We start from the raw sequence: 14,199 nt of genomic DNA on the forward strand, positions 1-14,199 counted from the left end.
GGTTTTATTATGAAAAAATTGCTCTTTTTGGCTGCTGGCATGCTAAGTGCTTTAAATTTATATTCGGCTCAGATGATAAACGGTATCGCAGCTATTGTAGAGAACGAACCAATCACGCTTTATGAAGTTTATAGCTTGAAAGAACAGCTAAGAGCTAGCGAACAAGATGCTTTAAATTTACTCATAAGAGATAGACTCGAAGATGCTCAGATAAAAAATTTAAACATTAGCGTAACACCATTTGAGCTAAACGATAGAATCGAATCGATCGCAAAGCAAAATGGCATGACAAATTCGCAGTTTAGAAGCTCTATCCAAGCTCAAGGCATGGACTTTTTGGAGTTTAAAAACAACATAGAAAAAAAGATGCTTCAAGAAAAGCTTTATAAAAGCATCTTGGCTGAAGCTGGCAAAAATGTAAATGAGCAAAAAGCAAAGATGTATTTTGACGCTAATCCTGATAAATTTAAGGTCTTTAGCGCCGCTAAAGTGGTCCTTTATAGGGCAAAAAATCCTGAAGAACTAGAAGCTCAAAAAACAAGCCCATCACTACTTAATAGTGTGCAAACGCAAGAGCTAAGTTTAGACTATCAAAGCATAGATCCAAGACTAGCTGCCATCATAGCCGGTACAAATAATGGCGAATTTACCCAAATACTACAAGGCGCTGATAGTTTTGATATGTTTTATGTAAAAGAGAAAATTGGCTCATACACTCCAAGCTTTGCAGATGTTAAGGATAATGTTATAAACGAGCTTTATCAAGGTGAGCAAGAAAAACTTATGGCTGATTATTTTGATAAACTCCGCGCAAAAGCAAAGATTCAAATTTTAAGATAACTTCAAATTTAGCCATCCTTGGTGGCTAAATTTCTCCAAATTTCACATGACAAAAGATTACACCGCCAAAGAGAAGGCAGTGTAAATTTTAGTTAAAAAGTGTAGTGCATATTTAGCATAAACGATCTCTCATCGCCAGGTCTTGAATCAGAACGCCAGTATTTTTTATTTAAGATATTATTTATTGCCAGTGTTATTTGAGCGTGTTCATTAAAGTTATATCCAGCACTTGCATCAAGCCTTGCAAAGCCGGGCAAGTGTTGATCGGTTACGCTTGTTTTATTTACTTGATAACTATATCTTTTAGAGTACCCAGTTACGCCACTTTCGACATACCATTTGTCATTTTTAGCATATCTTAAAAAAACATTGCCCTGCCAGTTGGTTGTATTATTTAGACTAAGTCTTTCGTTTAATGGATTTGATTTATCACTTGCGATAATGGCTCTCATATATCCAAGAGAACTTCTTAGATATAAATTTTCATAAATTTTACCCAAGATATTTAGCTCTATACCACGACTTCGCTCTTTGCCACGCTGTGCCCAAGTATATGGATCATTTATAGGATCTGGTCTATATCTTATATTGTTATGCTCGATCTGAAATATCGCTAGGTTTGAGCTAAATCTATTATCAGCCCATGTGCTTTTTAAGCCGATTTCATATTGCTCGTTATTCTGTGGTTTTAGATCAAGCATTGACGTATTGTCTGTACTTATACCTATATTTCCACGACCACCATAAGGTGCAAAGCTCTTTGAGTATGAGGCGTATGCGGTATGTTCTGGCAAAAAGTCCCACAACAAGCCAATTCTTGGACTAAAAGAATCCCCCTTATAGTTATTTGTCTTACCTTTTATATCTCTTGTTGTAAACTTATAAAAGTCAAACCTGCCACCAAGAAGTAGCCTATATTTATCATCTAGGCTTATTAGATCTTCTAAAAATACTCCATTATTTATAGCTTTGTGTTTGTTGTCGGTCGTAAGCGGCATGTAACCCACACTACCCCAACTTGATCTTGACGCGTATGGATTTATGGTTACACTTTTGGCTTTATCATACCAAAGCCTTGGATGGCGAGTTTCTACGCTGTTGTCATATCCAAAAGTAAGATTATGCTTAAATCTTGTAAATTCAAGCTCTTTTGTAAGTGTTATAGCATTTGAGAGTGTGTCATTATCAGTTTGTTGTTTAGCATAGTTTTGCTTTAGTCTATTTCCAGGCATGATGGTACCACTAAAATAATGGTCAAAATTTTGACTAGCTTTTCTATAACCAAAAACCCATTTTAAATTCATGTCCTTTACTAACTCTGCATTTAGCTCGGTACGAAAGAAATGAAGCTTATCTTCAACAAAGTCTCCATCATGAGAAAATCCCTTTGCATAGTCGATACCAAGCTTGTCATAGACACTTTTTGTTGGCATTCTATCAGGTACACGCCAAGCATTATCATATGTGTATTGCGCCTCAAAGCTCACCGTTCCACCATCATTTGTCACAATAATACTTGGACTTATCATAAAATTTTTATATTTTATACCATCTCTCCATGATTTTCCACGTTCCATATCTGTCGTTAATCTTGCAGCTAATTGATTATTTACTACGTGATTTATATCAACACCACCGCCATATCTACTCCAGCTACCAACTCTTCCTGAAAGCTTATAAACAGGCATAAAATTTGCCTTTTTACTAACTAAATTTACAACTGCCCCGCCATCACTTCTTCCATATAAGATCGAAGCTGGCCCTTTTAAAATTTCAACTCTCTCAACATTTGCTGTACTACGTCTTATCTGACCAGAGTCTCTAACACCATCTCTATATATATCACCGCCATCAACACTAAAGCCTCTTATCTTGATGCTCTCACCTCTCATATCATAGCCTGCATCAATACCAGCATTTCCTTCTAGGATACTTGAGAGATCATTTGTACCGTAGTTTCTGTTCTTTTGTATATCTATATTTTCGATAGTTTGTGGCGTCTCTTTGTTACTGAGTCCATTTCTATTGATATCCGCGCTATCATACGCGATATAACCTTTTAGGGTATTTTGCTCCGAGATACCTTCCACCTCGATAGTTGGTAAAACAACTGAATAATCACTGTTATTTGTATCTAAAGCCCACAGCGAGCTAAAGATTAGTGATGAAGCAAGTATACTAAACTTCATAGAATTCCTTTAGATAAAATTAAAATCGATATTCTATATCAAAATATCTTAAAATATTGATGTTATATTGATACTTATTAGATTTTGTCCATTTATTATTAAAAATTTAGTTCAACTTAAAATAAAAACTAAATTTTTGTAATTCTTTTATTAAATGTTTATGTGGGTTTTAAAATTTCACTAAATCATAGTATTTACTAAAATAATAGTAAATACTAGATACAAATTATCCAGAGCATTTATAGGATGCTAAAATTTTAAAGATCGTTCCTAGCATCGCAATGATCACACATCAACGTGAGCTTTTTAAACTTTTTGATGAAATAATAAATATAAAAAGTGAGTAAATTTGACTGCAAAGGCAGCCAAATTTATATTATGCTTTTTTAGTAAAAACTCCAACATAAATAGCGTAGATAAAGCCGATCGCTACGGCATATGGGGCATAAGGAGTGATGCCAGCTGGTGAGCTTGCAAGTATGAAGTTGTGGCTTATCGCAGCACCTGCGCCCATGCCTAGAACAAATACAGCCGAGCTTAAATTTCCAGCCCCCATTTGCACTAAATGTTTGCCTGGGCAGCCATAACTTAGGCTAAAGCAAAGACCAGCGAGTGTCATACTAAGAAAATTCCAAAGAATGTCATTGTGAGCGATAGGCTGACCTTCAAAGCCAAATTTGTATTGATTTAACACTAAATTTGTAATGCTTGCAAAAACAATAACCGAGACGATGCCATAAAACATCGAAAAATCACGCTCAAAAACTTTGCTGATCGCACCAACCGAACAAAATTTGCTTCTTTGCATAAAAATACCAATAACAATGGCGCAAATAAGTGAGATAAAGATATTTGCATGCTGTGAGCCTGGACCTTTTTCTGAGCTAAATAATGCACCATTATCGCCAAGCTTTAAACCAAAAACAAGGGCTGCTAAAAGTAAAACAGCAATGATTAATGGCAAAAACGCAACTGGTTTTGTAGTGGCATCATTTTCAGGTATAACGTAACCATTTTTCTTGAAAAATCGTCCAACAAAAACACCAGCAAATAGACCGACAAGACCAGCAATAGCGGTCATATCTCCGCCGCCAAGACGTAAAAATGCTCTCCATGGACAACCCAAAAAGATAAGGCAACCAATCATAGCAAACACGCCTAAGAAAAATCTAGAAAATGCTGCACTGCCAGATACTGGAGTGAAATTTCTACTCCAAAGCATGCTTGCTAAAAAGCCTCCGATGATAAGCCCTAAAATTTCAGGCCTTAGATACTGCACGACCTTGGCTTGGTGAAAGCCAAGAGCACCTACGCTATCCCTTAAAAAGCAAGCCGCACAAACGCCCATGTTTGCTGGGTTACCAAAATAAACAAGCACTGGGCCAAGAATGCCTAAGCTTGCACCTGCAATGATGTAAAGCACTGTTTTATTCATGAATATTCCTATGTATAGGGTAAAATCAAACTGATTTCTTAAACTACATTTTAATAATCATTAAATAAAACAAAGATTAATTTTTTAAGAGCGAAATGGATAGAATATGCAAAAATTTCATAAAAAGGATAAAAATGAAAGATTTTATGAGCTACGCAGATAGCCTAAAAATTTTAAAAGATACTATAAACGAGTGGGATAAGATCGAAAAAGTGGCCATCACAGACGCACTTGATAGAAATATCGCCTACGACGTGACAGCTGCTGAAAACTACCCAGCAAAGCCAGTTTCAGCGATGGATGGATACGCTTTTGCCTTTAAAGATGGTCTAAGTGAGCTTGAGCTCATCACAGACCTGCCTGCTGGAAGCGACAAAGGACTAGTCATAGAGGGTAGTAAATGTGTAAAAACTTTCACTGGCTCACTAATGAGCGAAGGCACTGATACACTTGTACCGGTAGAAAATGTCGAAGTTAGCGGCTCAAAAATAATCATCAAAAAGAGCGTGCCAAAGGGTTTTGCCGTGCGCGAAGTAGGAGAAAGCTACAAAAAAGGTGAAATTTTGATCAAAAAAGGCACACGTCTAACCTACGCCGAGATAGCACTTCTTGCTGAGCTTGGTGTCTTTCACGTAAGCGTTTTTATACGCCCAAGAGTTGCGATACTAGCGACTGGCAGCGAGATAAAAGACCTTGGCGAGCCATTAGAAAATCCAGCACAAATTCACAGCTCAAACCACGTAGGGATCGCTATGCAGATACGCAAAATGGGTGCGGAGCCGATCCTTTGCGAGATCGTAAGAGATAAAGCCGAGCTTGTCGAAAAAGCGATCATAAACGCACTAAAATCAGCTGATATATTAGTGACGACTGGTGGCATAAGCATGGGTGATTACGACTTTGTAAAAGGCGCTTTAAATGAAAATTTTAGTCTTATCATCGAAGGTGCTGCCATAAAACCGGGCCGTCATATCAGAGTGGCAAAATCAGGCGACAAATATATCTTTGCACTGCCAGGATTTCCGTACTCGGCAATGGTTATGTGCGTGCTTTATGTTAGAGTCTTGATAAATTTATGGCTAGGCAATGATGAGCCAAAGATCACGGCCATAATGGACGAAGACTATAAAAAACGCTCACCATTTTTAGAATTTACGGCTGTAAATTTAGAAAATCGTGAAGGAAAAAATTTTGTAAATCTAAATGGTAAAAAGCTTGGCAGTTCAGCGATCGTAAATAATTTAACAAACAAAGCTGCACTTTTAATGATCCCAATGGATAAAGAAATTCTTAAAAAAGGCGAGATAGTAGAAGTCTTGATGATGCCTTGTTAAAAATTTTAAGGATAAAAGTTGAACGCATTAGAAATTCAAACAATTATAGTTTTTCTGCTAATGGCATCACTTGCCCTTGGAATAGATCTTTTTGCTCATAAACATGATGAGAAAATTTCACTAAAACAAGCTGGCATTTGGTCTATCTTTTGGATAGGAGTTTCGGTACTTTTTGGCATATATCTATATTTTGAGCGAGGCAGTGAAATAGCAAGTCTTTATTTTGCAGGATATGCGTTAGAAAAGTCGCTCTCAGTAGATAATCTTTTTGTGATGATGGCGATTTTTTCATGGTTTAAGATACCTGAAATTTACCGACACAGAGTGCTTTATTTTGGCGTTATAGGAGCTATGATATTTAGGCTCATCTTTGTAGCCGTAGGTACAATGCTTTTTGCCATCTCGCCTTGGATGGAGCTAATATTTGCGACAATAGTCGCATATAGTGCCGTAATGATGATAAAAAAAGATAAGTGCGATGAGGATATAAAAGATTATTCAAACCATATAGCCTATAGGGCAGTTTATCGCTTCTTTCCGGTTTTACCACAGCTTTTTGGACATAGTTTTTTTGTTAAATTTAGCGAAATTTCTAAACAAATTTCAGATAGTCAAAAAACTACTCTTAACGATCAAATTTTAAGGCTAAAAGCCACTTGGATAGCAACACCTTTATTCTTGTGTCTTTGCGTGATTGAGCTAAGCGATGTAATATTTGCTTTTGATAGCGTTCCAGCCGTCATTGCTGTGAGCAAAGATCCTGTGATTGTTTATTCAGCGATGATATTTGCGATACTTGGGCTAAGAACGCTTTATTTTGTGCTTGAAGCACTCAAAAATTTTTTAAAGTATTTAGAAATTTCTGTGATCGTGCTTTTATTTTTTATAGCAGCAAAGCTGGCTTTAAATGCGACTGCTCATATCTTTCATCATGGTTTTGAAATTTCTGCACAAATTAGCCTTTTTATCATTCTAGCCATTCTTGGAGTTGGGGTCGTAGCAAGTTTGGTTAAAAAATAGCTACCACAAAAGTATACAAGCTAAAGTTAGGCAAGCTTAAAATTAAGAATTTATAAGCATAGTGCTTTATGTTTGGTGTCTAAATTCTTTAAAATTTTACTTGTTTGTGTAAAAGATTGATTACTGTATATTTATGCTACCAGCTGGAGTTGGCATATCGCCTTTTTCATCAGCAAATGGTGGTCCTTTTTGAAGCAAAGTGGTGATCTCGGATGCTACTTTTGGATCCATTTTTGCCATTATAGTTGATATCTTTTTGGCATCAAGAGCATAAAGTATGGTGGCTGCGTTTGATCTAGGCATTTTAGAGAGCACCTCAGCCGCCGCGCCATCTTTCATCTTAGAATACGACTCATTAACTTTATCACTAGTCATTGTGCGAAGTTCTTTTAAAATTTTTTCATTTTTGGCGACCACTTCATCGATCTCTTTGCGTTTTTGCTCGATCACTTTCATTGTCGTATTTAGATCAGCTTCTTTTTTGGCAAGCTTTTTATTATTTTCTTCATAGGCTGCTGCTGAGCTTGCGCGAAATACCTCTAAAGCTTGGCGCTGCTCATCTATGATCTCAAGTTCCTTTGAAATTTCTTCTTTTCTAGCTTCAAAAATTTGCGTACAATCAACTGGTACTTCAAAACAAAATGCAAAATTTAAAATAGTTAAGAATAATAAAACCGCTCTCATTACAACTCACTCTTAGTTGTAAATTTCATCACCGCAAACTCATCAAGTGCAAGTGCTTCGGCCTTTTGTATGCGTTTTATCTCTTTTTTAAACTCTTCTTTTTCTAGATATTTCATCTTTTCGTACTCTAAATTTGCATTTTTATATTTATGTTCGTAATGCGAAACCTCTTTTTTAGCTATCTCAAGGCTCTCTTTGCAGGCATTTAACTCTTGCCTAGCTATCTTTATAAACTCTAAATTTTCCTTTAACTCGCCTATATTGCCACTTTTTGGCAAGCAAAACTCCTCAAGCCTTGCTCTTAAATGCACTAAATTTTCTTCAAAATTCCTTACATTAAGCCTAGCAATGGCAAGCTTTGCCTCTACCTTATCCATCTCTTGTTTTTTTACACGGACGATAGAGGCAAATTTGCTTTTCATCTAATGATCGTATCACTTCTTTCAGGGCTTGTTGAGATGTAGCCGATCTTTACGCCAGTTAGCTCTTCTATTCGCTCAATATAAGCTCTTGCATTTGCTGGCAGATCTTCATATTTGCTTATGCCTTTTACGCTATCCCAGCCTGCAAGTTCTTCATAGATAGGAGTTGCATTTTCAAGATCTGTCGGCATATAATCGATAGTTTCACCATTATATTGATAAGCTTTGCAAATTTTTACCACCTCAAATCCATCAAGTACATCAAGCTTCATAAGCGCATAAGTATCGACACCGTCAAGCCTTGAGGCATATTTTACACTCACAGCATCAAACCAGCCACAACGTCTGCGGCGGCCTGTTGTTGTGCCAAATTCCTTACCGATATCGCACATCTTATCGCCACTTGTGCCTTTGTCTTCTGTTGGGAAAGGACCAAAGCCAACACGAGTCGTATAGGCCTTTATGACGCCTATTACTTCACCGATTTCTTTTGGATTTAGTCCAAGACCTGTGCAAGCACCTGCACTTATGGTATTTGAGCTAGTTACGTATGGATATGTGCCATGGTCTATATCTAAAAGCGTACCCTGAGCGCCTTCAAGTAATACCTTTTTATTTTCATCAAGCGCCTTCCACACTAGGTTTGTAGTATTTGCGATAAATGGAGCCAAAACCTCTTTATATCTTTTTAGCTCTTCAAGCAATTCGCTCTCATTAGGAATTTTTACACCAAGTGCGTCAAATACGCATTTATTCGTCTCAAAATCATGCATCAAAGCATCGCACAAACGCTCCGGCTCAAGTAGCTCACCTACTCTGTGACCACTTCTGCTTATTTTATCAGCATAAGTTGGCCCGATGCCTTTTCCAGTCGTACCGATTGCTTTTTCGCCTTTTAGTCTCTCTTTTGCTTGATCGATTTGACTATGGTAGCTTAGATTTAAATGTGCTTTATCGCTAATATAAAGCCTTCCTTCCAAATTTTCAAACTGTGCCATTTCAGTGATTAATACTTCTGGGCAAACAACAACACCATTGCCAATGATGTTTATGATATTTTTATGTAAAATTCCGCTTGGAACAAGGTGAAGCGCGTATCTAACGCCATCAACCCAGATCGTATGACCGGCATTATGACCACCCTGTGAGCGACAGATCATGTCATAGTTTAGTCCTAGCATATCAACTATCTTGCCCTTGCCCTCATCACCCCATTGAACTCCAACTACTAAATCAGCCTTTCTCATTCTTACTTCCTTAAATTAATTTTTTCTTCTATCAATGCATCTGTATAAACAGCAAAACCACTATTTATTTTTCCGTCTATTTCGTAGCTGCCGCCACTTGCTATTATGCTGTTATTTCTTAAAAATCTAAAAAATAAACTATCGTAATATCTCATTTTCGAGTAATATAGCGGAACTATTCTTAAATTTTTATATTCTAAAGCGCTGGCTAAATTTCTCAAATTTTCAAGCGGTTCTTTTAATTTGCTTGGAGAAATTTTAATCACTTCATCCAACTCATCAACTGACTTTAAAAGAGCAAGAGCGCTTAGCCATGGAACATTTTGAGATAAAATTTTCTCCATTTGTCCATTTTCAAAAATTTCAATAGGCACACTTAAAATTTCACAAATCACTCTTGGAATTTGTATATTGCTCACTTGCAAAAATGTATCCATTTTTAGCTCATCAATAAGCTTTGCTACGATATTTATGCTTTTTAAAACATCATTTTCACCGATTAGCTCGGCTCCGATTTGATAAATTTCTTGGCTTGGATAGCGAAAGACTGGCTGGATATAAAACCATCTTTTTGATTCGTTTGCTTTTAGCCTTCTAAGCACGATCCTTACAGTATCTACCGTGCTATCAGCTCTTAGACTTATTTCGTGATTTAGACTATCGCTAAAACGCAAAAGATTTGTAGCATCTACACTTAAATGCTGGTGATATGAGAAAAATGGCGTTACGATCTCGCTAAAGCCTTCATTTTCTAAAATTTCACTAGCTTTTTGCTCGATCTGCCTCTTTAGCTTTGCGCTACTGGCAAAGTATAGCTTGCTTCCATTTGGGATTTCGTGCTCATAAACATTTAAAGCGTTTTCATTCATTATTTATTCGCTCCACTTAAATTTAGATCATTGTCGCATAACAAAATTGCCTCATTAGCTAAATTTATTACGTTCTCTTTGTCTATTTTTACAAGGATCGTATCTAAAATTTCAGCTAATTTTTCATTTATTGTTCTGATATCATCTACTTGATTTGCTATTTCGTCTTTTAATTTTTCGCTTACTTTTTCATCGCATTTAAGCAAATTTATCAAACAAGTCATAAGCTCTTTTGCACCTACTATTTTGCAAAGCATATTGTAGTTCTCATCATCTTGAAAATTTCTTACATTTAGCGCAGATAATAGAGCGAATTTAAATTTGAGCACATCATCCAGGCTAAGCTCTGGCGCAAAAAGCCGTCCTTGAAATCTACTAAAGCCAAATCCAACAAAAATTTCAAGCATGCTTTTATCTTCTAAATTTTTTATCATGACATCAAAATCAAATGTATCTGATACATACTTTATCATGCGTATGGTCTTTAGCGCTTCTACTGAGTCAAAAATTTGTTTGCAAAATCTTTTATCTATATTAAATCTATTTGTTTTTAACATACCTAAAGCTTCTACTGAGCCCGAATAAGACGCAAAATCATCAAGCGAAAAGCTAACGCCTAGCTCCTTATAAGCATCGATATATCTAACAACATCATCTAAATTTACGCCACTTGCGGAGTCAACGATATCTATGATTAGCCCATTAGCGTCTAGCTGCTCATCTTCTAAAAGCTTTTTAAATTTCTCAAAAAACTCAGAGGTCATTAGCTTTTTAATGCATAAATTTACTCTAACTTTTGCATTTATTCCCTCTTTTAGCCATACAGCCCTAGCTTTTAAAGCGTCTTTTAGTGTAAATAATGCGATAGCAACAACTGCTTTTGAGCCTTTTGCAAGTGGCAAGAAATCTGATGGCCTTAATATCTTATCGCCATTTTTCCATCTAATAAATGCCTCAAAGCTGCTAACTTCCCCGCTTTTTATATCAATCTCAGGCTGATATAGTAAGAACATCTCGCCAGCATCGATAGCTTCAATGATCTTTGAATCATCCCTATATTCATTTTTAAAGTACATATCTTTTTTCGAATTAAATACATAATATTTATTTTTTCCATTAAGCTTTGCTTGATACATAGCCCAATCAGCTCTTTCAATTAGATCATCAACGCTAAGTGCATCGCTACTTAAACTAATACCAATACTTACGCTAAGTTTTTTTTCATCATCATCAATAGAAATTTTACTCTGACCCACTCTTAAGATGTTCTCAGCAGTCTCGTAAATTTCTCCCAAATTTTCATAAGGCATAGCACCTATAAACTCGTCCCCGCCTATTCTTGCAAATATTCCTTGTTTTGGAAAAATTTCATCTATTTTTTTTGAAATTTCTATTAGGATTTTATCGCCTACTTGATGTCCGTATCCGTCATTTATCGATTTAAAATTATCAAAATCGACATAAAAAGCTGCTATTTTTAAGCTTTTTTTCGCTTGTTTTAGCAGATTTTCTAGCTTATTAAAAAGTAAAAATCTATTTGGTAGTCCAGTCAGCGTATCGTGATACGCGATAAATTCGAGATACTCTTTATTGTAGCAATCATCATTTGCGCTTGAAGCTAACAATATATATCCTTCTTGATCGCCAAACGCGTTTAAAAGCTTGCTTATACTTATGACTTCGAGTCTATTTTTGCTTCGAACATCATGAATAAGACCTTGCCAAAAGCCAGTTATTTTAAGTGAATTTAAAATTTCATCTTTAATATCTTTTAGTCCGTTTTTAAAATTTATTATATCTTTTGAGTAAATTTTCTCTATAAAATTTTTATCTCTAGAAATGTTAAGCGTATCGAAAAAAGCGTCATTAGCATCTATGATCCTAAACTCATCATCAAGCATAATAATTTGCTCTTTTGCGTATGAGAAAATTTTTGCTAAAAGGTCTTGATAAGAAAAAAAGCTATTTTGCACACTAAGATCTTGCATTGTGCCCTTTATAACGCTTGCTTCGCCATCATAAAAAGCCATTGCTTTTGCTCTAACCCTTACATAAATAATCTCTTTATCAGCCCTATAAAAACGCACTTCGCCATCATATACTTCACCTTTTTTTATAAGGTCAAAAAAGTCCTTAAAGCTTACAAATTCATCTACAAATATAGTTTTTGCGCGTTCAAAATTTATACTCATATCCCCATTTAATGCATATCCGAGCGACTTGGCGATAGCATTTGGGATATAAAGGGTGTCGCTTTTTTTATCCCATGAAAAGACAAGCGCTTGGCTTGCCCAAAGTATGCTTTGAAAATATTTTAATTCAGCATCGTATTTTTCTTGCAACTTTGCTATATCACTTAAGTCATTAAAAAAGTAGATGATCTTTCGCTCTTTATCAGCACCATTATCAATAAATTTTACTTTTATCTTAAATGGCGTTTTGTTGTTTTCATTTGTTTGCATATTGGCTACGAGATTTATCTCGCTATTTTTGCTACCTTTTTCAAAGAATTTTTTAGATTCATTAGAAACATTTACAGCAAACTCATCTAAACTTTCAGGGCTTATTAGATTTTTTAAATTTATAAGCTTCTTATCTTGTGAGACTTTAAAGACAATATCGATATTTTGCGTACTTCTTACGATAGAAAATGGATCGCTACTTAATGCTTCTGCTATTACATTTGGCGATAAAAACGAATAATCATTTATTGCTTCGTTATCCTTTTTCGTAAATTTTCCATCGTCAAGCTCATGTATAAGCATAAAATTTAGCCTAGAATCCCTTAGTTCGATCTGTGACTCTTGTAAAAATCCCTCTTTAGTGCCGCCATCTTTTGTTTTTAGCTTGATTTTAAAACTCATATCGCTATTTTGAGCGTCTTGTTTCATTTGCATAAACAATACAAAATCGCCATCTATTAAATCATTTAAATTTAGCTCTATAATCTCATCTTTTGTGTAACCAATGGAAGACAAAAATGCATTACTAGCATCAATAATATCGCCGCTATAAGCATCATAAACTACTATTTTCAAAAAGCTTTGCTCAAAAATATAGCCAAATCTACTTTTGTATTCTTCTAGCCCATCAGTTGCTTTTCTGGTTTCTATCTTTAGCTTGTTTATTCCATTTTTTATATCTTCAAATTCTGTTACATTAAAGCTTCGTCTTATCTCGTATTCATCACCATCTAAAGTATCTCTTACCTCTTTTAAAGCTGGCATTATTCTATTTTTTATAAATTTTACATCTCTAACCCATAAAATTAAAGAAGATATAAAACAAAAGATCGATAGCCAAAATAACACAAACTGCATAAAGATATGAAAATGCTTCGTTGAAGCAGTAATAACAAAAATTTTATACTCTGGCATATAGCTTATGAGATAAAAGCTCATATGGCTTAAAGAAAATATTATTTTATCCTCTTTAAACTCGTCGCCAAGACTCACGTAAGGCAAAAACATCGATTCATCGAATTTCTTATAAAACTCATCTCTTGATAAATTTCCATATTTATCTACCAAATAAGCATAAGTTTTACTTTTATCATCGTAATCTACATTGGTGTAGCTTTGCAAAAATTTTATATTAATTTGAACTAAAATACTGCCTCCATTTTTTAGTCCATAAGATGCATAAATGCCTCTAAAACGACTATTTTTATAAACTCGATCCGATACTGTAAATTTCCCAGCATCTGTCTCGTTTAAACTAAGCCAAGATAAATCCTTTTCGGCTATGTCATCAGCACCTAAAAATCTCTTTGAATAGAGTAAATTTCTATTTTTATCAAAAACATAAAAAGCTATATAAAGATCGTTTTTTGTTGAATTTTTATCAAATAGCATATCGCTAAGACCTGCTTCAACCATTTTTGATTTTAAAAATAGATCGTTTTTTATTATAAAAAAGCTATTTGAGATTGATGATTTTATATTTGAATTAGTTGAGCTAAGATCATACTTTATATCGTTCGTGCCGGCACAAACTACAAATAATGCTAAAAATATAAATGAGAGTAAAAGTAAAATAGCCTTTGTATAAAACATTTTTACTATTTGAAGGCTGGTTTTTTGTTTCTCAAGCACGATAGACACCTCGTTAGTTTAGGTTTTGGCTCTGATTTTATCCCATTTTTACTTGATTTGGGTTT

The 14,199-nt window shown here is 35.1% G+C and carries 10 protein-coding genes; 3 read left to right on the plus strand and 7 right to left on the minus strand.

Going from position 1 to position 14,199, the window contains the following annotated elements; genetic code table 11:
• Positions 1 to 9 precede the first annotated feature (9 nt).
• A complete protein-coding gene (locus B9N62_RS08860; protein ID WP_087585184.1) occupies positions 10 to 840 on the plus strand; it encodes a peptidylprolyl isomerase in 831 nt (276 codons plus the stop codon).
• Between the two features lie 92 nt (positions 841 to 932).
• On the opposite strand, the gene B9N62_RS08865 is transcribed toward B9N62_RS08860, so the two are convergent.
• Together B9N62_RS08865 and yedE are read right to left on the minus strand one after the other, a co-directional pair.
• Complete coding sequence (locus B9N62_RS08865; protein ID WP_087585185.1) at positions 933 to 3,029, minus strand: TonB-dependent receptor; 2,097 nt, start codon at positions 3,027 to 3,029, stop codon at positions 933 to 935.
• Positions 3,030 to 3,405: 376 nt separating this feature from the next.
• A complete protein-coding gene (gene yedE / locus B9N62_RS08870; RefSeq protein ID WP_087585186.1) occupies positions 3,406 to 4,464 on the minus strand; it encodes a YedE family putative selenium transporter in 1,059 nt (352 codons plus the stop codon).
• A gap of 134 nt (positions 4,465 to 4,598) precedes the next feature.
• Here yedE and B9N62_RS08875 point away from each other — a divergent pair, with 134 nt between their 5' ends.
• Together B9N62_RS08875 and B9N62_RS08880 are read left to right on the plus strand one after the other, a co-directional pair.
• Entirely contained in the window at positions 4,599 to 5,798 is a 1,200-nt protein-coding gene (locus B9N62_RS08875; protein WP_087585187.1) for a molybdopterin molybdotransferase MoeA, read from the plus strand.
• 18 nt (positions 5,799 to 5,816) lie between these two features.
• The gene (locus tag B9N62_RS08880; protein WP_087585188.1) at positions 5,817 to 6,818 is read left to right on the plus strand and encodes a TerC/Alx family metal homeostasis membrane protein; all 1,002 of its coding nucleotides are present in this window, start codon (positions 5,817 to 5,819) and stop codon (positions 6,816 to 6,818) included.
• Between the two features lie 120 nt (positions 6,819 to 6,938).
• Here the strand turns inward: B9N62_RS08880 and B9N62_RS08885 are convergent, their stop codons facing one another.
• Genes B9N62_RS08885 through B9N62_RS08905 form a run of 5 tightly spaced genes read right to left on the minus strand, consistent with a single transcriptional unit; the run spans position 6,939 to position 14,134 of the window.
• The gene (locus B9N62_RS08885; protein WP_087585189.1) at positions 6,939 to 7,502 is read right to left on the minus strand and encodes a MotE family protein; all 564 of its coding nucleotides are present in this window, start codon (positions 7,500 to 7,502) and stop codon (positions 6,939 to 6,941) included.
• Positions 7,502 to 7,924, minus strand: a complete 423-nt coding sequence (locus B9N62_RS08890) for a flagellar export protein FliJ (protein ID WP_087585190.1) — start codon at positions 7,922 to 7,924, stop codon at positions 7,502 to 7,504. Before B9N62_RS08890 ends, B9N62_RS08885 begins: the two co-directional genes overlap by 1 nt.
• Positions 7,921 to 9,171, minus strand: coding sequence for an adenylosuccinate synthase (locus tag B9N62_RS08895; protein ID WP_087585191.1), 1,251 nt, complete (start codon positions 9,169 to 9,171; stop codon positions 7,921 to 7,923). The genes B9N62_RS08890 and B9N62_RS08895 overlap by 4 nt, the downstream gene beginning before the upstream one ends.
• A gap of 2 nt (positions 9,172 to 9,173) precedes the next feature.
• Positions 9,174 to 10,040, minus strand: coding sequence for an ATP phosphoribosyltransferase regulatory subunit (locus B9N62_RS08900; RefSeq protein ID WP_087576583.1), 867 nt, complete (start codon positions 10,038 to 10,040; stop codon positions 9,174 to 9,176).
• Positions 10,040 to 14,134: a diguanylate cyclase domain-containing protein gene (locus B9N62_RS08905; protein WP_087585192.1), complete on the minus strand. Its 4,095-nt coding sequence runs from the start codon at positions 14,132 to 14,134 to the stop codon at positions 10,040 to 10,042. Before B9N62_RS08905 ends, B9N62_RS08900 begins: the two co-directional genes overlap by 1 nt.
• Positions 14,135 to 14,199 lie beyond the last annotated feature (65 nt).

This window comes from Campylobacter concisus (assembly GCF_002165785.1).
Lineage (GTDB): Bacteria > Campylobacterota > Campylobacteria > Campylobacterales > Campylobacteraceae > Campylobacter_A > Campylobacter_A concisus_W.

Coding starts and splice junctions, on each gene's coding strand:
- B9N62_RS08860 (WP_087585184.1), top strand. CDS start 10: ATGAAAAAATTGCTCTTTTTGGCTGCTGGCATGCTAAGTGCTTTAAAT.
- B9N62_RS08890 (WP_087585190.1), bottom strand. CDS start 7,924: ATGAAAAGCAAATTTGCCTCTATCGTCCGTGTAAAAAAACAAGAGATG.
- B9N62_RS08895 (WP_087585191.1), bottom strand. CDS start 9,171: ATGAGAAAGGCTGATTTAGTAGTTGGAGTTCAATGGGGTGATGAGGGC.
- B9N62_RS08900 (WP_087576583.1), bottom strand. CDS start 10,040: ATGAATGAAAACGCTTTAAATGTTTATGAGCACGAAATCCCAAATGGA.
- B9N62_RS08885 (WP_087585189.1), bottom strand. CDS start 7,502: ATGAGAGCGGTTTTATTATTCTTAACTATTTTAAATTTTGCATTTTGT.
- B9N62_RS08865 (WP_087585185.1), bottom strand. CDS start 3,029: ATGAAGTTTAGTATACTTGCTTCATCACTAATCTTTAGCTCGCTGTGG.
- B9N62_RS08875 (WP_087585187.1), top strand. CDS start 4,599: ATGAAAGATTTTATGAGCTACGCAGATAGCCTAAAAATTTTAAAAGAT.
- yedE (WP_087585186.1), bottom strand. CDS start 4,464: ATGAATAAAACAGTGCTTTACATCATTGCAGGTGCAAGCTTAGGCATT.